This window comes from Curtobacterium sp. MCLR17_031, from assembly GCF_003234775.2.
GTDB classification, from domain to species: domain Bacteria; phylum Actinomycetota; class Actinomycetes; order Actinomycetales; family Microbacteriaceae; genus Curtobacterium; species Curtobacterium flaccumfaciens.
Map to the genome: position 1 here is coordinate 1,008,265 of NZ_CP126270.1, position 21,478 is coordinate 1,029,742.

At 71.9% G+C, this 21,478-nt stretch carries 17 protein-coding genes and 1 tRNA gene; 12 read left to right on the forward strand and 6 right to left on the reverse strand.

Annotation, left to right across the window (positions count from 1 at the left end; genetic code table 11):
• Positions 1 to 24 precede the first annotated feature (24 nt).
• The 3 genes from DEI96_RS04905 to DEI96_RS04915 all read right to left on the reverse strand — a co-directional run bounded on the left by DEI96_RS04905 (position 25) and on the right by DEI96_RS04915 (position 2,431).
• Positions 25 to 732, reverse strand: a complete 708-nt coding sequence (locus DEI96_RS04905) for a DedA family protein (RefSeq protein ID WP_027464603.1) — start codon at positions 730 to 732, stop codon at positions 25 to 27.
• 144 nt (positions 733 to 876) lie between these two features.
• A tRNA-Leu gene (locus DEI96_RS04910) sits at positions 877 to 957 on the reverse strand.
• Between the two features lie 166 nt (positions 958 to 1,123).
• Entirely contained in the window at positions 1,124 to 2,431 is a 1,308-nt protein-coding gene (locus tag DEI96_RS04915; RefSeq protein ID WP_111022644.1) for an MFS transporter, read from the reverse strand.
• 56 nt (positions 2,432 to 2,487) lie between these two features.
• Between DEI96_RS04915 and mnmA the strand changes: the two genes are divergently transcribed.
• The 9 genes from mnmA (at position 2,488) to DEI96_RS04960 (ending at position 15,703) form a co-directional block, all read left to right on the forward strand.
• A complete protein-coding gene (gene mnmA, locus DEI96_RS04920) occupies positions 2,488 to 3,594 on the forward strand; it encodes a tRNA 2-thiouridine(34) synthase MnmA (RefSeq protein ID WP_111022645.1) in 1,107 nt (368 codons plus the stop codon).
• 66 nt (positions 3,595 to 3,660) lie between these two features.
• Positions 3,661 to 5,991, forward strand: a complete 2,331-nt coding sequence (gene ligA, locus DEI96_RS04925; protein WP_111022646.1) for an NAD-dependent DNA ligase LigA — start codon at positions 3,661 to 3,663, stop codon at positions 5,989 to 5,991.
• A 193-nt stretch (positions 5,992 to 6,184) separates the two neighbouring features.
• On the forward strand, positions 6,185 to 7,591 hold the full coding sequence (locus DEI96_RS04930; protein WP_111022647.1) for an alpha/beta hydrolase: 1,407 nt from the start codon (positions 6,185 to 6,187) through the stop codon (positions 7,589 to 7,591).
• Positions 7,592 to 7,852: 261 nt separating this feature from the next.
• Positions 7,853 to 10,171: a transglycosylase domain-containing protein gene (locus DEI96_RS04935; RefSeq protein WP_111022648.1), complete on the forward strand. Its 2,319-nt coding sequence runs from the start codon at positions 7,853 to 7,855 to the stop codon at positions 10,169 to 10,171.
• A 138-nt stretch (positions 10,172 to 10,309) separates the two neighbouring features.
• Complete coding sequence (gatC, locus tag DEI96_RS04940; protein ID WP_017887005.1) at positions 10,310 to 10,609, forward strand: Asp-tRNA(Asn)/Glu-tRNA(Gln) amidotransferase subunit GatC; 300 nt, start codon at positions 10,310 to 10,312, stop codon at positions 10,607 to 10,609.
• A gap of 11 nt (positions 10,610 to 10,620) precedes the next feature.
• Positions 10,621 to 12,168: an Asp-tRNA(Asn)/Glu-tRNA(Gln) amidotransferase subunit GatA gene (gene gatA / locus DEI96_RS04945; RefSeq protein WP_111022649.1), complete on the forward strand. Its 1,548-nt coding sequence runs from the start codon at positions 10,621 to 10,623 to the stop codon at positions 12,166 to 12,168.
• A complete protein-coding gene (gatB, locus tag DEI96_RS04950; protein WP_035807593.1) occupies positions 12,168 to 13,673 on the forward strand; it encodes an Asp-tRNA(Asn)/Glu-tRNA(Gln) amidotransferase subunit GatB in 1,506 nt (501 codons plus the stop codon). Before gatA ends, gatB begins: the two co-directional genes overlap by 1 nt.
• A 123-nt stretch (positions 13,674 to 13,796) precedes the next feature.
• Positions 13,797 to 14,984, forward strand: a complete 1,188-nt coding sequence (locus DEI96_RS04955) for a type III polyketide synthase (protein WP_111022650.1) — start codon at positions 13,797 to 13,799, stop codon at positions 14,982 to 14,984.
• Complete coding sequence (locus tag DEI96_RS04960) at positions 14,981 to 15,703, forward strand: methyltransferase domain-containing protein (protein WP_111022651.1); 723 nt, start codon at positions 14,981 to 14,983, stop codon at positions 15,701 to 15,703. The genes DEI96_RS04955 and DEI96_RS04960 overlap by 4 nt, the downstream gene beginning before the upstream one ends.
• A 109-nt stretch (positions 15,704 to 15,812) precedes the next feature.
• Here DEI96_RS04960 and DEI96_RS04965 read toward each other — a convergent pair whose 3' ends face one another.
• Complete coding sequence (locus tag DEI96_RS04965; RefSeq protein WP_111022652.1) at positions 15,813 to 16,862, reverse strand: zinc-dependent alcohol dehydrogenase family protein; 1,050 nt, start codon at positions 16,860 to 16,862, stop codon at positions 15,813 to 15,815.
• A gap of 80 nt (positions 16,863 to 16,942) precedes the next feature.
• On the opposite strand from DEI96_RS04965, the gene DEI96_RS04970 reads away from it, so the two are divergent.
• Positions 16,943 to 17,911: a DUF3097 domain-containing protein gene (locus DEI96_RS04970; protein ID WP_111022653.1), complete on the forward strand. Its 969-nt coding sequence runs from the start codon at positions 16,943 to 16,945 to the stop codon at positions 17,909 to 17,911.
• A gap of 70 nt (positions 17,912 to 17,981) precedes the next feature.
• Entirely contained in the window at positions 17,982 to 18,635 is a 654-nt protein-coding gene (locus DEI96_RS04975; protein ID WP_017886998.1) for a hypothetical protein, read from the forward strand.
• 143 nt (positions 18,636 to 18,778) lie between these two features.
• On the opposite strand, the gene DEI96_RS04980 is transcribed toward DEI96_RS04975, so the two are convergent.
• Together DEI96_RS04980 and DEI96_RS04985 are read right to left on the reverse strand one after the other, a co-directional pair.
• Entirely contained in the window at positions 18,779 to 19,792 is a 1,014-nt protein-coding gene (locus tag DEI96_RS04980; protein ID WP_111022654.1) for a LacI family DNA-binding transcriptional regulator, read from the reverse strand.
• The gene (locus tag DEI96_RS04985; RefSeq protein ID WP_220039110.1) at positions 19,789 to 20,211 is read right to left on the reverse strand and encodes a DUF3054 domain-containing protein; all 423 of its coding nucleotides are present in this window, start codon (positions 20,209 to 20,211) and stop codon (positions 19,789 to 19,791) included. Before DEI96_RS04985 ends, DEI96_RS04980 begins: the two co-directional genes overlap by 4 nt.
• Before the next feature lie 115 nt (positions 20,212 to 20,326).
• Between DEI96_RS04985 and DEI96_RS04990 the strand changes: the two genes are divergently transcribed.
• Positions 20,327 to 21,277: a hypothetical protein gene (locus DEI96_RS04990; protein WP_146246868.1), complete on the forward strand. Its 951-nt coding sequence runs from the start codon at positions 20,327 to 20,329 to the stop codon at positions 21,275 to 21,277.
• The last annotated feature ends 201 nt before the right edge of the window (positions 21,278 to 21,478 follow it).

Sequence of the window (21,478 nt, forward strand, 5' to 3'; positions counted from 1 at the left end):
TTCGGTTGTGCGCCGGTGCTGCGGCTAGAGCGTCGGGTCGACGGTCGGGGCCGTGGTGGCCTCGGCCTCGTTCGTGTGCTTCGCCTTTCGGGCGTTGCGCAGGTACGTCAGCGCCATCGGTACGACGGTCACGACGACCGCGGCGAGCAGGATGATGTCGATGTACTCGCGGACGATGTGCGCCACGAACGGGATGTGCCCGATGAAGTACCCGAGGAACGTCACGCCGACGCCCCAGACCACGGCGCCGATCGCGTTGTAGAGCGAGTACTTCTTGTAGTCCATCCGGCCGACGCCCGCGGCGATCGGGGCGAAGGTGCGGACGACCGGCACGAAGCGCGCCAGGATCACGGCCAGGGGGCCGAAGCGGTGGAAGAACGCGTTGGTGCGCTCGACGTTCGCCTTCGAGAAGAGCCCGCTGTCCTTGCGTTCGAAGATCGGGGGCCCGGCCTTCTTGCCGATGTAGTACCCCAGCTCGCCGCCGAGGAACGCGGCGGCGCCGATCATCAGCGCTGCGACCCAGATCGGGATGCCGCCGATCTCGCCACCGCGGTCGAAGGCGAACAGGCCGGTGATGACCAGCAGGCTGTCGCCCGGGAAGATGAAGCCGATGAGCAGACCGGTCTCGGCGAACACGATCGCGCAGACCACGAGCACGGCGATGGCCCCGAAGTGGTCGAGGATGTACTGCGGATCGAGCCACGGGATCAGGGCGAGTGCGACGGAGTGCATGGTTCTTCCGGTCGTGGAGCGGGAGTCACGGGGAGGACTCCCGCGGGATGAGGGTACCGCCCGGAAGTGACCGGGCCATCCCTCGCAGGGTCGACCTGCACGAGGCGTGCGGATGACCGCAACGGTGCGCCAGGAGGGACTCGGTGCGGAAGGAGGGACTCGAACCCTCACGCCTGGGGCACAGGAACCTAAATCCTGCGTGTCTACCGATTCCACCACTCCCGCGAGCAGCGGCAGTCTACCGAGCGCGGGGTGCGGGGCGGACGTGCGCCGGGCCTCCAGGCCGTGGGACGCACCGTGCGCGCTCCGCGACCCGGTGCGAGGAACCGGACGTGGTGCGGGGTGGGCCGAGTGCCACCGAGAACGGAACCCCGCACGGGACGGCAGCGCGTCAGCGCAGCGGGCGCGGCAGGTACCGGGGCACGTACCGGAGCAGGATGCCCGCGCCGACCAGGCCGAGCACGCCCATCACCCCGCTCGCGACGGCGATGGACGCGACGGCGGTCACGCCGGAGATGAGGAGCGGTGCGGCCGCCGACCCGAAGTCGCCGGTGAACCGCCACGCCCCCAGGAACGGTGCCGGAGCGTCGCGCGGTGCGAGGTCCGCGCCGAGCGTCATGAGGATGCCGGAACCGACCCCGTTGGCCAGGGACATGCCCATCGCGATCGCGACGAACCAGCCGACCCTGGCGTCCAGGTGGCCGCTCCAGGCGAGCAGGAAGTAGCTGATGCTCAGGCCGAGCATGCAGGGCAGGGCGCTCGCGAGCCGTCCCCACCGGTCCATGATCTGCCCGCTCGTGTAGAAGAGCGCGAAGTCGACGGCTCCGGCGATGCCGATCACGAGTGCCGCGGTCGAGTCGTCGAGACCGACGCTCACCGCCCAGAGCGGCAGGATCACCTGCCGGCCGGCGCGCATCGCACCGATCAGGCCGGCGCCGCTGCCGAGCCGCAGCAGGACCGCCCCGTTCGCGCGGATGGTGCGGAAGAGCCCCTGCGCCTCCTGCTGGACGAACTGCGCGCCGGTGTCGGCAGGCGGTTCGGTCGCGTGGTCGCTCGCGTCCGTCGTGTGGTCGGCCGACAGCCGGGAGGCCCGTGGCGGCAACCGCAGACCGCGCGTGCCCGTCGCGGGGTCGCGCAGCACCAGGAGCACGGTCGCCGCCGCCAGGCAGCAGACGACGTGGATCCAGAAGGCGCTGCTGGTGGTGCCGGTCAGGTGGATGACGCCGGCGGCGATGAACGGGCCGACGAAGTAGCCGAAGCGGAAGACGCCGCCCAGGCTCGACAGCGCCCGGGCACGGATCCGCAGGGGGATCGCGGTGGTCATGTAGGCGTGCCGGGCGAGGGCGAACACCGCGGTGGAGACACCGACCAGGAACACCCCGAGTGCCAGGACCCAGGCGTTCGCGGCCGTCGTGGCGACGACGAGCCCGACCACCGAGACGAGCGCGGCGCCGATCATCGCGTTCCGCTCACCGATGCGGGCGACGACGATGCCGGACGGCACGTCGCCGATGAGCTCGCCGACCAGGATGAGCGAGGCGACGAAGCCCGCGAACGCCAGGCTGGCACCGAGCGAGTCGGCCGCGATCGGGATGATCGGGATGATCGCGCCCTCGCCGATCGCGAAGAGCGCAGCGGGCAGGAACCCGGACAGCAGGACGGACCGGAAGTCGAATGAGTCGTTCCCCGTCGTGGCCATCGCCCGACCAACGGTACGCCAGCGGTACCGCTTCGTCGGCGGGTTACCCTGGACGCATGCGTGTTCTTGCGGCGATGAGCGGTGGTGTCGACTCGGCGGTGGCCGCAGCCCGGGCGGTCGACGCCGGCCACGACGTGGTGGGTGTGCACCTGGCCCTGAGCCGGATGCCCGGCACCCTGCGCACCGGCAGCCGCGGGTGCTGCACCATCGAGGACTCGATGGACGCCCAGCGCGCCGCGTCGGCTCTCGGGATCCCGTACTACGTGTGGGACTTCTCGGCCCGGTTCAAGGAGGACGTCGTCGACGACTTCGTGGCCGAGTACCAGGCCGGCCGCACCCCGAACCCCTGCATGCGTTGCAACGAGCGGATCAAGTTCGCGGCGCTGCTCGAGAAGGCACTGGCCCTGGGCTTCGACGCCGTCGCGACCGGGCACTACGCCTCGATCGTCACCGGTCCGGACGGCTCCCGCGAACTGCACCGTTCGGCCGCGTGGGCGAAGGACCAGTCGTACGTGCTCGGGGTCCTGACCGCCGAGCAGCTGCAGCACGCGATGTTCCCGCTCGGAGCCACCCCGTCGAAGGACGAGGTCCGGGCCGAGGCCGCCGAGCGCGGGCTGACGGTCGCCCAGAAGCCGGACTCCTACGACATCTGCTTCATCCCGGACGGCGACACCCGCGGCTGGCTGGCGGACCGCGTCGGCACCGCGCCCGGCGAGGTCGTCGAGCGCGACGGCACGGTCGTCGGCTCGCACGAGGGCGCCACCGGCTACACCGTCGGACAGCGTCGCGGCCTGGCCCTCGGTCGCCCGGCACCGGACGGCAAGCCCCGGTTCGTGCTCGAGATCCGCCCGAAGGACAACACCGTCGTCGTCGGCCCGAAGGAAGCCCTCGCCGTCACCTCGATGTCCGGCTCACGGTTCACCTGGGCGGGCACGGCCCCGGCCGACCCCGCGACGCCGTTCGCCTGCGACGTGCAGATCCGCGCGCACGCCGACCCGGTGCCCGCGACCGCCCGGGTGCAGGACGACGTGCTCGTGATCGACGTCGACGAGCCGCTGCACGGGGTCGCTCCCGGGCAGACGGCCGTGGTCTACGTCGGCACGCGGGTGCTCGGCCAGTGCACGATCGACTCCACGGTCAGCGCCGTCCCCGTCGACGCCTGACCCCGCCGCTCCCGGGGCACACGCTCGCTGCACGCCGCGTCGGTGGCGCACGGTAGAACTGATGCCATGAGCGAGACCGACGCGACGTTCGAGACCATCGACCCCGACGGGCTCGACGCCGCCCAGGCCGCGCGCGAGGTCGACCGGTTGCGCGCCCGCGTCACCGAGCTGCGCCACGACTACTACGAGGGCAATGCCTCGCCCCTGTCGGACGCCGACTACGACGCCCTCGTGCACCGCCTCGACGCGATCGAACGGCGGTTCCCGGAACTCCTGACGCCCGACAGCCCCACGCAGACCGTGGGCGGGCAGGCGCAGACGACGCAGTTCGCGCCGGTCGAGCACGCCGAGCGCATGCTCTCGCTCGACAACGTCTTCAGCCCCGACGAGCTCACCGAGTGGGCACTCAAGGTGCAGCGGGACGCCGGTGCCGAGCGCGTGCGGTTCCTGACCGAGCTGAAGATCGACGGCCTGGCGATCAACCTGCGGTACGAGCACGGTCGGCTCGTCTCCGCCGCCACCCGCGGTGACGGCGTGGTCGGCGAGGACGTCACCGGCAACGTCCGCACGATGGGCACGATCCCGGACCGCCTGTCCGGCACCGGTCACCCGCCCCTGGTCGAGGTCCGGGGCGAGATCTTCTTCCCGGTCGCCGAGTTCGACGAGCTCAACGCCAACCAGCGCGAGGCGGGGGAGCGCGTGTTCGCCAACCCGCGCAACGCCGCCGCCGGGTCCCTCCGCCAGAAGGAAGAGGGCAAGTCCGAGGCGAAGCGGGCACTGATGGTCGACCGGCTGCGGCGTCTGCGGATGCTCGTGCACGGCATCGGCGCGTGGCCCGTCCGTGAACTCGAGCAGGGCACCGACGTCCGCAGCCAGTCCGAGGTGTACGAGCTGCTGCAGACCTGGGGACTCCCGACGAGCAGCCACTACCGGGTGTTCGACACCATCGACGAGGTCAACGCCTTCGTCCGGACCACGGGTGAGCGCCGGTCGTCCGTCGAGCACCAGATCGACGGCGTCGTCGTGAAGGTCGACGACCTCGCCCTGCACGAGGAACTCGGGTCGACGTCGCGGGCGCCGCGGTGGGCGATCGCCTACAAGTACCCGCCGGAAGAAGTGCACACGACGCTCACCGACATCGTGGTCAGCGTCGGCCGCACCGGCCGTGCCACCCCGTTCGCGGTGATGGCCCCGGCCGAGGTCGCCGGGTCCGTCGTCCGCCAGGCCACGTTGCACAACCAGCAGGTCGTCAAGGCGAAGGGCGTGCTGATCGGTGACACCGTCGTGCTGCGGAAGGCCGGCGACGTCATCCCCGAGGTGCTCGGCCCGGTGGTCGAGCTCCGTGACGGCTCCGAGCGTGAGTTCGTGATGCCGACGAACTGCCCGGAGTGCGGCACCGAGCTCGCCCCCGCGAAGGAAGGCGACATCGACCTGCGCTGCCCGAACGCGAAGAGCTGCCCGGCGCAGGTGCGCGGTCGGGTCGAGCACATCGCCTCGCGCGGGTCGCTCGACATCGAGGGGCTCGGCGAGGTCGCGGCCGCAGCACTCACGCAGCCGCTCCGCCCCGAGACCCCGCCGCTCGTCACCGAGGCCGGACTGTTCGACCTGACGATGCAGGACATCGTCCCGATCGAGGTCATCGTCCGCGACGCGGAGACCGGCATGGAGAAGGTCGACGACGACGGCACCCCGAAGCGCGTCACACCGTTCAGCCGGGCGCGCAAGAAGACCGACCCGCCGTTCGACCCCGAGGCACGCGGCGCCGACTACACCGGTGAGCCGAGCCGCTACCCGTCGAAGAACGCGTTCGAGATGCTCGCGAACATCGACGCGGCGAAGACGAAGCCCCTGTGGCGGATCCTGGTCGGCCTGAGCATCCGCCACGTCGGACCCGTCGCCGCCCGGGCCCTGGCGAACCACTTCGGGTCCCTCGACGCGATCCGGTCGGCATCGCGCGAGGACCTCGCCGCCGTCGACGGCGTGGGCGGGATCATCGCCGACGCCCTGCTCGCCTGGTTCGACGTCGACTGGCACCGCGAGATCATCGACCGCTGGACCGCGGCCGGCGTGCAGTTCACCACCCCGGGCCACCCCGGCCCGGGCAGCGCCGACGTCGAGGGCGGCGTGCTGACCGGCGTCACCGTCGTCGCGACCGGGTCGCTCGAGGGCTACACGCGCGAAGGTGCCCAGGAGGCGATCATCACCGCCGGTGGCAAGGCTGCCTCGAGCGTGAGCAAGAAGACCGATTTCGTGGCCGCCGGTCCGGGTGCCGGTTCGAAGCTCACGAAGGCCGAGCAGCTGGGCGTCCGGATCATCGACGCCGAGCAGTTCCACCTGCTCGTGACCGAGGGGCCCGCGGCGCTCGCCGAACCGGAAGCGCCCACGACCGAGGACTGAGGACCGAGGACCGACCGGGGCGCACAGCACGACCGGTCGCATCCGCTGAGCGCGGCGCGCCGTCGAACGCGCCCAGTTCGGGGGACAAGTTGCATCGCGCATGGATGATCCGCGGACATCTCCATAGACTCGACCGAGCATCACCCGTCGTCTGCAGGGGGACGTCGGGACGGCCTTCCCGGGGGAGACCCGAATGCTGCTCATCGCTGCGGCTCTGCTCACCGCCTCGGTGCACTCGCTCGGAGTGATCGAGGCCCCAGGCATGCCCCCGGCGCACCCGGTCACGGTCGCCAGCACCGCCACGTCCCGCATCGTCCCGGTCGACGACGTGCTCTCGTCGGCGGCGGCGTCGGCATCTGCGTCGGCACCGCTGGCTGCAGTGGCGTCGTCCACGACAGCGGTGCGGGTCGACGACCTCGCCGCCGCACACGGACGAGCCTTCGTAGAGGACCTCGGTGCGCTCGGTGCCGCCGACCTGCGGAGCGCGGCAACCGACCGCGGCGTCGTGGCGACGGTGCAGGACGACCCGCCGCCCGCCCAGACCGTCGCGCAGTGGTGGTCGCACCTGCCCGCCGACGAGCAGGACCGACTGCTCGCGCACGCGCCCGCCCTGGTCGGGAACCTCGAGGGCGTGCCGTACGCCGTCCGTGACCGGGCGAACCGCGCGACGCTGACGTCCGGCCTCGCCGACGCCGACCTCGGTGCAGCCCGGGCCGCGATGCTCGGGCAGGTCCGGGACTCCCTGGTGCAGCAAGCCGGCGACCCGCGGCGCTTCCTGGTGGCGCTCGACACCCGGGGGTCCGGGCGTGCGGCGATCAGCATCGGCGACCTCGACACCGCGGCCGACGTCACCGTCGTGGTGCCGGGCATGTTCTTCACGGTCACCGGGCAGATGACCGACTTCACGAACACCGCCAACGACCTGTCCCGCGAGCAGGCCACCCTGGCGCCGCTCGCCGCCACGGGCAACGGGTCGGGAGCCGCCGTCGTCGCGTGGATGGGGTACCGCACGCCGGACCTGTCCAACATCCTGTCGCTCGGGCTTGCCCGGACCGGAGCGGAGCGGCTCGAACGGACCGTCGCGGGACTGCGTGTGATCCGCACCGGCGACCAACCGCGCGTGAACATCGTCGCGCACTCGTACGGGTCGACCACGGCGATGACGGCCCTGGCGTCGGGGCGGATGACCGCCGACACCCTGACCGTGCTCGGATCGCCGGGCAGCGACGTCCGGACGGCGGCCGACCTCGCCGTCGCCACCGGGCAGGTGTTCGTCGGCGGCGCGCACAGCGACCCCATCGCGGGCTCCGGGTACTTCGGCACCGACCCGGGCGGGGCGTCGTTCGGGTCGACCGTGCTCGACCTGGCCGGGGGTGCCGATGCGCTGTCGGCCGGTGACGTGTTCCGCCGCCCCGTGGGCCACAACGACTACCTCAAGCCGGGCACGGCATCGCTGCACGACGTCGCCCTGATCGGCATCGGACGCGGCGACCTGGTGCGCGAGCAGGTCCGACGCGGCAAGTCGGGTGGTGACGGTATCGTCGGCGCCTCGCCGGACATGTACCTCGTGCGCCCGCAGGACCTGCAGCCCCGTGACTGACCGGCCGTGACCGACGGGCCGTGTCCGACCGCGCCCTGACCGACCGGGCGGACCCGCCGGTCGTGGCGACGCGGTGGGCGTGACCCGATCGTGACCGGCGGCCGACGTGGCGGAGCCGATGCGGGCCTCCCGGCCGGATCGGTGCGCCCGCGCGGATCGCGACCCGACCTCGGAACCGCCTGGGTGGCAACCTGAGCGCGACCGCAGCCTGCACTCGTTCCAGGGCAGAACCAGTACAGCCCTGCTGCCTACGGTGCCGTCATGCGTGTGGTGCGATGGCCTGGTGCTCTCCTGATGTTCGTGGTGATGTCCGTGCTCGCCGGCATGCTCGTCGCCGTCGCGGTGACCCCGGCGGTCGCCGTCGCGGGTGAGGGGACGTCCGGGGCGGTCTCGTTCTTCGAGGACCTGCCGACCTACCTCGACGTGCAGACCCCGCAGCAGGTGTCGTCCGTGTTCGCGGAGCAGGGCGGGAAGCAGGTCAAGATCGCCTCGTTCTACGCCGAGAACCGCACGAACGTGACGGCGGACCAGATGGCGGACTCGCTCAAGCAGGCGGCGATCGACACCGAGGACCCGCGCTACTACGACGAGGGCGGCATCGACGTGCTCGGAACGCTCCGCGGGGTCGCCGCGACCGTCGTCGGCGGGGACGTGCAGGGCGGCTCGAGCATCACGCAGCAGTACGTCAAGAACGTCCTGGTGCAGCAGTGCGAGGAGCTCACGGGCAAGGACCAGGCCGCCACCGAGAAGAAGGTCGAAGCCTGCTACGAGGACGCGGCCGGCGTCACGCCGCAGCGCAAGCTGCAGGAGATGCGGTACGCGATCGCGGTGAACAAGAAGTACTCGAAGGACGAGATCCTGACCGGGTACCTCAACATCGTCGGGCTCGGCGGGCGGGTCTACGGGGCCGAGGCCGGGGCCGAGTACTACTTCGGCGTGCACGCGAAGGACCTGTCGCTCGTGCAGTCGGCCACGCTCGTCGCGATCCTCAACAACCCGTCGAACCTGCGCATCGACGTGCCGAGCGACAAGGACAACGGCAAGGCCAACGGGTACGAGCTGACGAAGGATCGCCGCGACTACGTGCTCCGGCGGATGCAGGCGCACGGGTCGATCACGAAGGCCCAGATGACGAAGGCGATCGCGACGCCGGTCACGCCGAAGATCACCGAGACCGCCAACGGGTGCTCGACCGCCGCGACGCACTACGACGCCGGTTACTTCTGCGACTACGTCCGCGACCAGGTGCTGCAGGACCCCGCGTTCGGCAAGACCGCGGCGGCACGCATCGCCACGCTCGACACCAAGGGCCTGCAGATCCACACCTCGCTAGACCTCGACCTGCAGGGCCAGGCACAGTCCGCCCTGTCCACCTACGTGCCGGCCACGATGACCGGCGTGGACGTCGGCGGCTCGAACGTCACCGTGGAGCCCGGCACCGGCCGGATCATGTCGATGGTCCAGAACACCACGTACACGCAGGGGGACAACGCCGCGGCCGGCGCCACGGCGGTGAACTACAGCGCCGACTCCGGGTACGGCAACTCCGGCGGGTTCCAGACCGGCTCGACCTACAAGGTGTTCACCCTGGCCGAGTGGCTCGCCAGCGGGCACACCCTGTCCGATTCGGTCACCACCTCGGAGCACCAGTTCGAGAACGCCGAGTTCACCAACACCTGCCAGAACGTCGCGGGCGGCACCTGGAACGTCGCCAACGCCGAGAGCGTGCCGTCGTCGATGTCGGTCGAGGCGGCGACGGTCGAGTCGATCAACACCGCGTACGCCCAGATGGGGAAGCAGCTCGACCTGTGCAAGATCGCCCAGCTCGCGCAGTCGATGGGCATCCACCGCGCCGACGGCGGGGACCTGACGCAGACGCCGTCGTCGATCCTCGGCGTGAACGAGCTGTCGCCGATCGACCTGGCCGAGGCCTACGCGGGCTTCGCCAACGGCGGCATCGTGTGCACGCCCACCGCGATCGACTCGGTGACCGAGGCGGACGGCACGAAGATCACCCCGACGCCGTCGTCCTGCACACAGGGCGTCTCCGCCGACGTCGCGGGCACGGTCGACTACGCGCTGCAGGGCGTGCTGTCCGGGTCGGGGACGGCCGCGAGCGCGAACCCCGGCGACAGCGTGGCGAAGTTCGCGAAGACCGGCACCACCGACGGTGACGTGCAGAACTGGCTGGTCGCGTCGTCGACGAAGTACACGAACGCCACCTGGGTCGGCAACGTGCAGGGGAGCGTGAGCCTGGCGAACTGGCCGTTCCTGCAGGGCACCACCGGGTACAGCGCGAAGTTCGGGGTCGGGAAGTCGATGATGGCGTACCTGGACCAGACCGTCGGCGGGGGAGCGCTGCCGGCGCCGAGCCAGGCGATGATCGGGCAGGCGAGCAAGTCGTCTTCGTCGTCTTCGTCCTCGTCCTCGTCGGGGTCCTCGTCCGGGCAGGGGGCGGCGCAGGACGACCAGACGACGCCGACGGCTGCGCCTGCCGCTCCCGCTGCGCCCGCCGCTCCGGCGCCCGCCGCGACGGTGGCCCCGGCGGCGCCGGCTGCGGGGGACCAGAACGGGAAGTGATCGTCTGACACCCTGGAGGCCCGGTGCCGGTCCGGCGGACCGGCACCGGGCCTCCAGGGCGTTGTCCACAGCCGCGCCTGCGCGCCCGACGCAGCCAATAGACTGTGGGGCATTCCACGAACCGATCGACGGAGCACCATGCCTGACATCACGAGCGAGCAGGTCGCGCACCTGGCGAACCTCGCACGTATCGCACTCACGCCCGACGAGATCGAGAAGCTGACCGGGGAGCTGTCGCACATCGTCGAGAGCGTCGCCAAGGTCGCCGAGGTCGCGACCGACGACGTCCCGGCGACGAGCCACCCCGTGCCGCTCGGCAACGTCACCCGACCCGACGTGGTCGGCACGACGCTGACGCAGGAGCAGGCGCTCTCCGGGGCGCCCGACTCCGACGGCGAACGGTTCCGCGTGACCGCCATCCTCGGCGAAGAACAGTAGGGCGAAGAACAGTGACTGACGACATCACGAAGCTGAGCGCCGCGGCGCTCGCCGACGCCCTCGTGGCGCGCGACGTCTCGAGCGTCGAGGCCACCCAGGCCCACCTCGACCGGATCGCCGCCGTCGACGGCGACGTGCACGCGTTCCTGCACGTCAACCAGAACGCCCTGGCGGTGGCGAAGTCGATCGACTCCCGCCGTGCCGCGGGCGATGACCTCGGGCCGCTCGCCGGTGTGCCGATCGCCGTCAAGGACGTCCTGTGCACGCAGGACATGCCCACGACCGCCGGGTCCAAGATCCTCGAGGGCTGGGTGCCGCCGTACGACGCCACCCCCGTCGCGAAGCTCCGCGCCGCCGGCCTCGTGCCGCTCGGCAAGACCAACATGGACGAGTTCGCGATGGGCTCGACCACCGAGTTCTCGGCCTACGGGCCGACCCGCAACCCGTGGGACCTCGACCGGATCCCCGGCGGGTCCGGCGGTGGCTCGGCCGCTGCGGTCGCCGCGCACGAAGCCCCCTTCGCCCTCGGTTCGGACACGGGTGGCTCCATCCGTCAGCCGGGTGCCGTGACGGGCACGGTCGGTGTGAAGCCGACCTACGGCGGGGTGAGCCGCTACGGCGCCATCGCCCTGGCGTCCAGCCTCGACCAGATCGGCCCGGTGTCCCGCACCGTCCTCGACGCCGCGCTCCTGCACGACGTCATCGGCGGGCACGACCCGAAGGACTCCACGTCCATCCCGGACGCGTGGCCCTCGATGGCCGCCGCCGCACGCGAAGGGCTGCAGGCGGACACGCTCCGCGGCCTGCGCGTCGGCGTGGTGAAGGAACTCGCCGGGGGCGACGGGTTCCAGGCCGGTGTCACCCAGCGCTTCCAGGAGACGGTCGCGCTGCTCGAGTCGGCCGGTGCGGTCGTCGTCGAGATCGACGCCCCGTCGTTCGCGTACGCGATCAGTGCGTACTACCTGATCCTCCCGGCCGAGGCGTCGTCGAACCTCGCCAAGTTCGACTCGGTGCGCTTCGGCCTCCGGGTCACGCCCGAGAACGGTGCCACCGTCGAGGACGTCATGGCCGCCACGCGTGAAGCCGGCTTCGGACCCGAGGTCAAGCGGCGCATCATCCTCGGCACCTACGCCCTGAGCGCCGGCTACTACGACGCCTACTACGGCTCGGCGCAGAAGGTCCGCACGCTCGTGCAGCGGGACTTCCAGGCCGCCTTCGAGCAGGTCGACCTGCTCGTCAGCCCGTCGGCGCCGACGACCGCGTTCCCGATCGGTGAGCGCATCGACGACCCGCTGGCGATGTACCTCAACGACCTCACGACGATCCCGGCGAACCTCGCCGGCGTCCCCGGCATGAGCATCCCGAACGGCCTCGCGCCCGAGGACGGCCTGCCCGTCGGCGTGCAGCTGATGGCGCCCCAGCGTGAGGACGCCCGGCTGTACCGCTACGGTGCCGCCCTCGAGCGTCTGCTCGAACAGCAGTGGGGCGCGCCGCTCATCGCGTCCGTCCCGGACCTCGACCAGAGTCAGCAGTCCGCTGCGCAGGAAGGTGTGATCTGATGGCGCAGAAGGACGCGCTGATGGACTTCGACGAGGCGCTCGAGCGCTACGAGCCGGTGCTCGGCTTCGAGGTCCACGTCGAACTCGCGACGAAGACGAAGATGTTCTCGGACGCCCCGAACTTCTTCGGCGGCGAGCCCAACACGAACGTCACCCCGGTCGACCTCGGGCTGCCCGGGTCGCTGCCGGTCGTGAACGCACAGGCCGTGCGGTACTCGATCCAGCTCGGGCTCGCGCTCGGCTGCTCGATCGCCGAGTCCTCGCGGTTCGCCCGGAAGAACTACTTCTACCCGGACAACCCGAAGAACTACCAGGTCTCGCAGTACGACGAGCCCATCGCCTACGAGGGCGAGGTCGAGGTCGAGCTCGCCGACGGCACGATCTACAACATCCCGATCGAGCGCGCCCACATGGAAGAAGACGCCGGCAAGCTGACGCACGTCGGCGGTGCCACCGGCCGCATCCAGGGTGCCGAGTACTCGCTCGTCGACTACAACCGTGCCGGTGTGCCCCTGGTCGAGATCGTCACGAAGCCGATCTTCGGTGCCGAGCACCGTGCCCCCGAGCTCGGTGCCGCCTACGTGCAGGTCATCCGCGACCTCGTCCGGGCGCTCGGTGTCTCCGAGGCACGCATGGAGCGCGGCAACCTGCGGTGCGACGCGAACATCTCGCTGCGCCCCCGCGGGCAGGAGAAGCTCGGCACCCGCACCGAGACGAAGAACGTCAACTCGTTCCGCGCCGTCGAGCGTGCGATCCGCTACGAGATCCAGCGCCAGGCCGCGATCCTCGCCGCCGGTGGCACGATCACGCAGGAGACCCGGCACTGGCACGAGGACACCGGCCGCACCTCGGCCGGTCGTCCGAAGTCGGACGCCGACGACTACCGGTACTTCCCGGAGCCCGACCTGCTGCCCGTCGTGCCGGACCCGGCCGTCATCGCGGAGCTCCGTGCCTCGCTGCCCGAGGCCCCGGTCGCACGTCGCCGTCGCCTGAAGGGTGACTGGGGCTTCGCCGACCTGGAGTTCCAGGACGTCGTCAACGGCGGGCTGCTCGACGAGGTCGAGGGCACCGTCGCCGCCGGCGCCGCACCACAGGCCGCCCGCAAGTGGTGGACCGGTGAGATCAGCCGCGTCGCCAACGCGCAGGACGCCGCTCCCGGTGACCTGGTGTCGCCGAAGCACGTCGCCGAGGTCATCGCGCTCGTCGAGTCCGGCGACCTGACCGACCGCCTGGCACGCCAGGTGCTCGAGGGCGTCATCGCGGGCGAAGGTTCGCCGGCGCAGGTCGTCGAGGCCCGCGGGCTCAAGGTCGTCTCGGACGACTCCGCTCTGACGGCCGCGGTCGACGAAGCACTCGCGGCGCAGCCCGACGTGCTGGCGAAGATCCAGGACGGCAAGGTCCAGGCGGCCGGCGCGATCATCGGCGCGGTCATGAAGGCCATGAAGGGCCAGGCCGACGCCGCCCGCGTGCGGGAACTCGTGCTGGAGCGCGCGCAGCAGTCGTAAGCGGTCCCACCACGGAGGGCACGGCACCGATCGGTGCCGTGCCCTCCGTGCGTCCCGTCGCCGTGCGTCCCGTTGCCGTGCGCATCCTGGGGACGCGTCAGCGATCCGGTGACAGGATGAGTCGTGTCCGCAACGATCCGCGCCATCGGAACCGCCGTCCCCGAGACGACCCTCGACCAGCCCCGGGTGCGTGACCTGTTCTCCGCCCAACCCGACCTCGGGCGGCTCGGCAAACGGCTCGTCCCCGCCGCCTTCGACGGGTCGGCGGTCGACCAGCGGCACACCGTCCTCGAGGAACTCGACTCCGCGCGTGCCGGTGGGGCCTTCCGTGACGACGACGGCACCCTGCGCTCGCCGTCCACCGGCTCGCGCAACGACCGGTACCGCGAACTCGCCCCGCCGCTGTTCGTCGCGGCCGCCCGTGACGCCGTCGCACGCGCCGGCATCGCGCCGGAGGCCGTCACGCACCTGGTGACCGTGTCGTGCACCGGGTTCACGCAGCCCGGGCCCGACATCGACGTCGTCGAGCAGCTCGGGCTCCCCGGGGGCGTCTTCCGGCACCACATCGGCTTCATGGGCTGCTGCGCCGCGTTCCCCGCGCTCCGGATCGCCGCGGCGTTCGTCGACCAGGACCCGGACGCCGTCGTGCTCGTCGTCTGCGGCGAACTCTGCACCCTGCACGTCCGCGCCTCGAACGACCCCGACCAGATCGTCGCGAACAGCGTCTTCGGCGACGGTGCGGCCGCCGCGGTGGTCGCCCGCGACGGAGCCGGTCTGCGCTTCGACGACTTCACGACGGCCGTGGTGCCCGAGGGGGCGTCCGAGATGGCGTGGAACATCGGGGACGAGGGCTTCGAGATGGTCCTGTCCACCGCCGTGCCGAAGCTCGTCGGCCTGCACGTCCCGAGCGCCGTGCAACCGCTGCTCGACGGCGGGCCGGCGTCGGACGTGCCGGTGTGGGCGGTGCACCCGGGCGGCCGGGCCATCCTCGACCGCACGCAGGAGTCGCTCGGCCTGCCCGACAGCGCCATGGAGTCGAGCCGGCGGGTGCTGCGGGAACACGGCAACATGTCGAGTGCCACCGTGCTCTTCGTGCTGCGGGACGCCGTCGACGCCGGCCTCGAGGACGGCAGTGCCGTCGTCGCGCTCGCCTTCGGCCCCGGCCTCACCGTCGAGAGCGCACGGCTCACCGCGGTGCGGACCGAGGCGTCGCTCGCAGCGGAACCCGCGGCGTCGCCCGCGGCGGAACCCGCGGCGGAACCCGTCGTCGCACCCGCCCGCGTGCCCGTCGCGACCACGGGCACGGCGTGAGCCGTCAGGACGGCGGCACCACGGGCCTCCCGGCCGTCGACCTGCGCACCCGCGCGCTCGACCTGACCGAACTGATGGACGACCCGGACTGCGACCCGCGCGCCCTCGCGCGCACGTTCCGGCGCTTCGCCGTCGTGAACGCGCTCGTGAGCGGCTGGCGTGCGGCCTGGCGGTCCCACGTCGTGCCGGCCCTGCCCGCCAGCGGGCGCGGCCGGGTCCTCGACCTGGGGTGCGGCGGCGGCGACCTGGCCCGCTCGCTGGTGCGGTGGGCGGCGAGCGACGGTTTCGACCTCGAGGTCGTCGGGGTCGACCCGGACGAACGAGCCATCGCCGCGGCACGGCGGTCGTCCCCGACCGGTGTGACGTTCCGGCAGCAGTCGAGCGGTGACCTGGTCGCGGCGGGTGAGCGGTTCGACGTCGTCGTGTCGAACCACGTGCTGCACCACCTGGGCGACGAGGAGCGGCGGGGGTTCCTGGCCGACTCCGAACTGCTCGCGAGCGGGCGCAGCCTGCACTCCGACATCCGGCGGTCGCCCGCGGCCTACCGGGCGTACGCGCTGGCGTCACCGCTCGTGGCGGCGGGGACGTTCATCCGCGTCGACGGCCTGCGGTCGATCCGCCGGAGCTTCACCGTGCCCGAACTCCGCGAGGTGCTGCCCGGCGGGTGGCGGGCCGAGGCGGCTGCGCCGCACCGGGTGCTGGCGATCCGCGACGCGTGAGCGGGCGGGCCGCCGGTTGTCCGACGCGACCAGACGACGGACGGGAGGCCCGTGGCGACGCCGCCACGGGCCTCCCGTCCGCTTGCCGCTGCGTCCACGACGCGCACCGCTACGGCCGCAGCAGCACCTTGATCGCCCGGCGCTCGTCCATGGCGCGGTAGGCCTCGGCGGCCTCGTCGAGCGGCAGCTCCAGGTCGAAGACGCGACCGGGGTCGATCGCGCCGGACAGCACGTCGGGGAGCAGCTCGGGGATGTACTTCCGGGCCGGGGCCATGCCGCCCGCGATCGCGATGTTCGTGTCGAACAGGTAGCGCGTGCCGATGGTCGGCACCCCGTGCGGGACCCCGACGAAGCCGACGTTGCCGCCGGGGCGGACGGAGTGCAGCGCCTGGTCCATGCTCTCCTCGGTGCCGACGGCCTCGACGGCGCAGTCGGCCAGGTCGCCGCCGAGCAGCGCGCGGACCGCCGCGACGCCATCGTCGCCGCGCTCCGCCACGATGTCGGTGGCACCGAACTCGCGGGCGAGTGCCTGACGGTCGGCGTGCCGGCTCATCGTGATGATGCGGTCCGCCCCGAGCCGCTTCGAGGCGAGCACGGCGGACAGGCCGACCGCGCCGTCGCCGACCACGACGACGGTCTTGCCGGGGCCGACCGCTGCCGACACGGCGGCGTGGTGGCCGGTCGAGAAGACGTCGGACAGGGTGAGCAGCGACGGCACCAGGGCGGGGTCGACCGGGCCGGGGACCGCGACGAGCGTGGCGTCGGCGTCCGGGATCCGCACGTACTCGGCCTGTGCGCCACCGACGGGGTCGCCGTACGCGTCCGTGCTGCCGAACCCGGACAGGTGGTCGCAGCCGGTGGTCATGCCGTTGCGGCAGGCCTGGCAGGTGCCGTCGTTCATGGTGAAGGGGGAGATGACGAAGTCGCCCTCGTGCAGGCCGGTGACGTCGTCACCGACGGCGACGACCTCGCCGACGAGCTCGTGGCCGATCGGCCGCGGCTGCTTCGTCTCGGTGACGCCGCGGTAGGGCCAGAGGTCCGATCCGCAGACACAGGCCGCGAGGACCTTGACGACGACGTCCTTGCCGGACAGGAGCCCGGGTCGGTCGCGCTCCTCGACGCGGATGTCGTTCGGGGCGTGGATGATCGCTGCGCGCACGGGCGGGCCTTCCGTCGAGATGATGGGGAACCGGCGCGGTCGACGTCGTCCGGGCCGTCGTCGACAGTACCCTCGTGCGGGTGGACGACGACCGGTACGGCGGCGATGTGCTCTCGGGGGACTGGCGCTCGCGCGGGGTGAAGAAGGTGCGGCAGGTGCCGCTCGAACGGGACATGGTGCTCGAGGACCCGGACTCCGGGTGGGCCGGTGCCGTGGTGGGGCTCGAGGCGGGCAACATCGCCCTCGAGGACTGGAAGGGCCGTACGCGCTCCTTCCCCTTCACCGGGCAGTTCCTGCTCGAGGGTGAGCTGGTGACGCTGGGGCGGCCGTCGGCGCCGGTCGGGCGGTCGGCCGGGGGTGCTGTTGGGGCTGGTTCCGCTGGCCGTGCGGGTGCCGCGGGTTCCGTCGGTGCCGTCCATGCGGACTGGAGGCCCGGGGGCGCGCCCGCCGTGCGGCAGGCGTCCGACGGTGGTCGTCTCCGCACCGCGTCCGGATCGTTCGCCGTGGAGTCGCAGCGTGCTCGGGTGGCGCTCCCCAGCCGCATCATGGTCGAGGGCAAGCACGACGCGGAACTCGTCGAGAAGGTGTGGGGCGCCGACCTGCGCGTCGAGGGCGTCGTGGTCGAGGAACTCTCCGGCGTCGACAACCTGGCCGCCGTGCTCGACGAGTTCCAGCCGACGCGGGAGCGCCGGGTCGGGGTCCTGGTCGACCACCTGGTGCCCGGGTCGAAGGAGTCCCGCTTCGCCGACGCCGTGATGCGTGGCAAGTGGGGAGCGCACGTGCTCGTCGTCGGGCACCCGTTCGTCGACGTCTGGCAGTCGGTCAAGCCGGCGCGGGTCGGGCTGCGGGCGTGGCCGACGATCCCGCGCTCGATCGAGTGGAAGGCGGGCATCTGCCAGGCACTCGGCTGGCCGCACGCCGAGCAGGCCGACATCGCCCGGGCGTGGCAGCGGATCCTCGGGCAGGTGCGCACCTTCGCCGACCTCGAGCCGGAGCTGCTCGGCCGCGTCGAGGAGCTGATCGACTTCGTGACGGAACCACAGGCCTGAGAACCGGCGTATTGCCCGACCGGCGCGGTGTGCCGGGGGTGATCCGCGCCTCCAGGCCTACTGTTGAGGGATGGACGGCATCGACGGTCGCGTGCGGGGCGCGGTCGACCTGTGGTTGCGCTGGCTGCCGCGCTGGCAGATCGGGACCGCCCGCCCGCGCACGCGCATCTGCCGGAAGTGCACCGGGTCCCCGATCGCCGCGGCCGCGGGGTTCGGACCCGACGTGCCGCACGCCGTCCAGCACGCGCTGATCGGCCGGATCTCGACGATCGTCGAGGACGCCGTCGACGACTACACGGCGAAGAACCTGCCGCTGCTGCAGCGGGAACTCGAGCGGGCGGCGGCCCGGAAGCGGCACGCGGGGTACCAGCCGGCCGAGGGGTTGTCGCCGGAGTTCCAGGGCCTCGACGTGGACCCTGAGCCGTCGCCGGGGTCGCCGTTCCTGTTCACCCTCGGCGAGCTGGCCGGCACCGGTGCGGGGGAGCAGACGCCGCGCGAGCCGCTGTCCGACGAGGCGAAGGCTGCGCTCCGGCACGAGATCGCGCTGTCCGACGAGTGTGCGCGGTCGACCGGCACCGCGGTGTGCCTGGCGCTCATCGACCACCGGCCGCGGATCGCCGAGGCCGTCGAACGGCTCGTGGAGCCCCAGATCGAGGCGCTGGTGTCGGACATGTTCCGCGGGTTCGACGGGCCGGAGGACGGCCCGCGCAGCGGGTTGTTCTAGGCGCGGGCGCGGGCGCTGCGGGTGCGAACGGTGCGAGGTTCCGTACTCGGTGCGAGCGTCGTCTGTCCGCACCGAGCACGGAACCTCGCACCGTTCGCACGGCCCCTCGCACCGTGCGAGGTCAGCGGGCCAGCGGGCCGGCGTCAGCGGGGGAGCAGGGTGCGGCCGGGGATCACGGTGCCGCGCAGTGAGCGGTGCTCGACCGGGCGCGTGGGGTCGTCGATGCGGCCGATCACGAGGTCGATGGCTTCGCGGCCGATGCGCTCGATCGGTTGCTCGAGGGTCGTGAAGCCGATCCAGTCGCTCGCCAGCGGGTAGACGCCGTCGAACCCGGTGACGGAGAGGTCGCGCGGGACCTCGACACCGCGGCGGGCCAGCGCCTCGCACACGTCGAGCATGAGCCGGTCGGTCGGGCACATCACCGCGGTCACGCCCGACTCCTGCACGGCGTCCACCAGGTCGGCGGCGAGGTCGTCGGGTGGCCGCACGAAGCTCGCGTCGATGTCGATCACCCGGATGCCACGTGCTCGGAGTCGCTCGAGCATCGCCGACGACCGCGCGTGCTGCGTGATCGCGTTGTCGAGCGGGACGGTGAACACCACGGCCGTGGTGTGGCCGGCATCGGCGACGGCGTCCGCGATGGAGGCCCCACCGTCGACCTCGTCGCAGTAGACGCTCGAGAGTGCCGGGTGCAGCTCGGGCCGACCTGCGACGACGGTGGCGATGCGGGGCGCGAACTCGGCGATGTCGGCGGACGGCATCAGCCCGCTGCACACGACCAGGCCGTCGACGCGCATCGACACGAGTGCGGCGAGGGCAGACTTCTCGTCCTCGACCCGACCGACGCCCGTCGTGGTCACGACCCGGTACCCGAGTTCCGATGCGCGGCGCTCCATCACGGCGTGCAGTGCGGTGTAGACCATCGACGAGGCGTCTCGGACGAGCATCCCGATCGTGTTCGTCCGCCCGCTGACCAGCCCGCGAGCCATCGCGTTCGCGACGTACCCGAGCTCGGCTGCCGCTCGTTCGACGCGTTCGCGGGTCTCGTCCGAGAACCGTCCGGTCCCGGAGAGCACGCGGCTCACCGCCGACTTCGAGACCCCCGCACGTGCGGCGACGTCGAGGATCGTCGGCTGGGAACCGCGGCTGCCGTTCACGCGTCGGACGCTGCGGCGTCCTGCCGCGACCGCGACCCGGTGAAGCGGAGCACGGCGCGGGCGATCGCGCGCCAGCCGAGCAGGAACACCCCGAGCACGATCGTCGCGACGATGACGAACGAGATCGGCAGCGGGTTGCCGTCGACGTCGCCCTGCCCGGTGGCGACGCGGATGGCCAGACCGACGAAGACCGTGAGGACCCAGACCACGACGCCGGTCGGCCAGAAGCGCAGCGGTCGAGCCCAGGCACCGCTCGTCACGTACCCGATCGCCCAACCGGCCAGGAACGGGTACGCGGTGGTCCAGAGCTCCAGTGCCGTGTTGGCCTCACCGTGCGACGAGCGCCCGATGAGTGCGAAGACGACGATGAGGACGACGTCGATGACGGCTGCGAGCCAACCCCAGGTGCGTGCGTTCACCCGCTCATTCTCGCAGCTGCTGATTCATCCGCTTGCGACTGTGGACGGATGCGGCTGTCCACAGTCTGATCCGGCTGCACTCGCACCGTGCGAGGTGTCCGCCAGCATCCGGTGCATGGCTGCTCATCCCCGTTTCCCCGCCGTCCCCGACTGCACGGTCCTCGTCGCGCACGAGTCACGGCCGGACGAGGCCGCGGCGATCCGGGTCCGGGCCCGCGCCGGGGAACTGGTCCGCATCGCGCACGGCCGGTACGCGGACGCCGAGCGGTGGAAGGGCCCCCGCCCCGAGCAGCGGCACCACGTGCTCGTGCGATCACTCGTCGACCGGATCAGACCCCGCTTCGTCGTGTCGCACCTGTCGGCGGCGGCGGTCATCGGTGTGCCGCACGTGGGTCGGTGGCCGGAACGAGTCCACCTGACCAGGCCCGGGCGCGATGCGCGGAGGACCAACGCGACGTTCGTCGTGCACGCCGACTTCGACTCGTCGATGGCGGGCACGTGGCGTTTCCGCGCGGACGACCTGACCCTGACGGGGTTCGACCGGACGGCCGTGGACCTCGCCATGACCTTGCCGACGACGGAAGCGGTGGTGGCCCTCGACCGGCTCCTCGCCCTGGGCGCGGACCGCGACGCCGTTCTGGACGGGGTCGCGCGGCGGGGACGGAAGGGCCGGTGCCGGGCTCTGCGGTCCGTCGGTTTCGCGGACCCAGCCGCTGACTCGGTCGGGGAGTCGCTGGTCCGGGTGCGCCTGGACGAGTACGGCGCTCCCACCCCGGTGCTGCAACGACGCTTCACCACCCCGGGCGAGCCGGACATCGTCGTGGACTTCTGGCTCCCGGACCAGGGCGTGGTGATCGAGTTCGACGGCGAGGTGAAGTACCGCGATCCAGGGCTCCGCGGAGGACGGTCGGCGGAGGACGTCGTCATCGCGGAGAAGTACCGCGAGGACCGCTTGCGCTCCTTCCCGGAGGTACGCGGTGTGATCCGGTACGGCTGGAAGGACGTGTGGGACGAGTCCGCGTTCCGCGCCAAGCTCCGGAATACCCGGGTACCGATGTCGCGGTGACCTCGCACGGTGCGAGGGGCGGCGCGAACGGTGCGAGGTTCCGTACTCGGTGCAGGGATCCAGGGCGGGCACGGAGTACGGAACCTCGCACCAGACGCACAGCACCGCGCCCGCACGCACCCACCGCACGCCCGCACCCGGAGTTCACCCGGCGGCGACGCCGGCGGCACCCGGAGTTCACCCGGCAGCGCCACACTCGAC

What these genes read in the sequence shown, in the direction of transcription:
- mnmA (WP_111022645.1), top strand. Translation starts at nt 2,488, where the DNA reads ATGCGTGTTCTTGCGGCGATGAGCGGTGGTGTCGACTCGGCGGTGGCC.
- DEI96_RS04990 (WP_146246868.1), top strand. Translation starts at nt 20,327, where the DNA reads ATGGCTGCTCATCCCCGTTTCCCCGCCGTCCCCGACTGCACGGTCCTC.
- ligA (WP_111022646.1), top strand. Translation starts at nt 3,661, where the DNA reads ATGAGCGAGACCGACGCGACGTTCGAGACCATCGACCCCGACGGGCTC.
- gatB (WP_035807593.1), top strand. Translation starts at nt 12,168, where the DNA reads ATGGCGCAGAAGGACGCGCTGATGGACTTCGACGAGGCGCTCGAGCGC.
- DEI96_RS04905 (WP_027464603.1), bottom strand. Translation starts at nt 732, where the DNA reads ATGCACTCCGTCGCACTCGCCCTGATCCCGTGGCTCGATCCGCAGTAC.
- DEI96_RS04935 (WP_111022648.1), top strand. Translation starts at nt 7,853, where the DNA reads ATGCGTGTGGTGCGATGGCCTGGTGCTCTCCTGATGTTCGTGGTGATG.
- DEI96_RS04975 (WP_017886998.1), top strand. Translation starts at nt 17,982, where the DNA reads ATGGACGGCATCGACGGTCGCGTGCGGGGCGCGGTCGACCTGTGGTTG.
- DEI96_RS04915 (WP_111022644.1), bottom strand. Translation starts at nt 2,431, where the DNA reads ATGGCCACGACGGGGAACGACTCATTCGACTTCCGGTCCGTCCTGCTG.
- gatC (WP_017887005.1), top strand. Translation starts at nt 10,310, where the DNA reads ATGCCTGACATCACGAGCGAGCAGGTCGCGCACCTGGCGAACCTCGCA.
- DEI96_RS04930 (WP_111022647.1), top strand. Translation starts at nt 6,185, where the DNA reads ATGCTGCTCATCGCTGCGGCTCTGCTCACCGCCTCGGTGCACTCGCTC.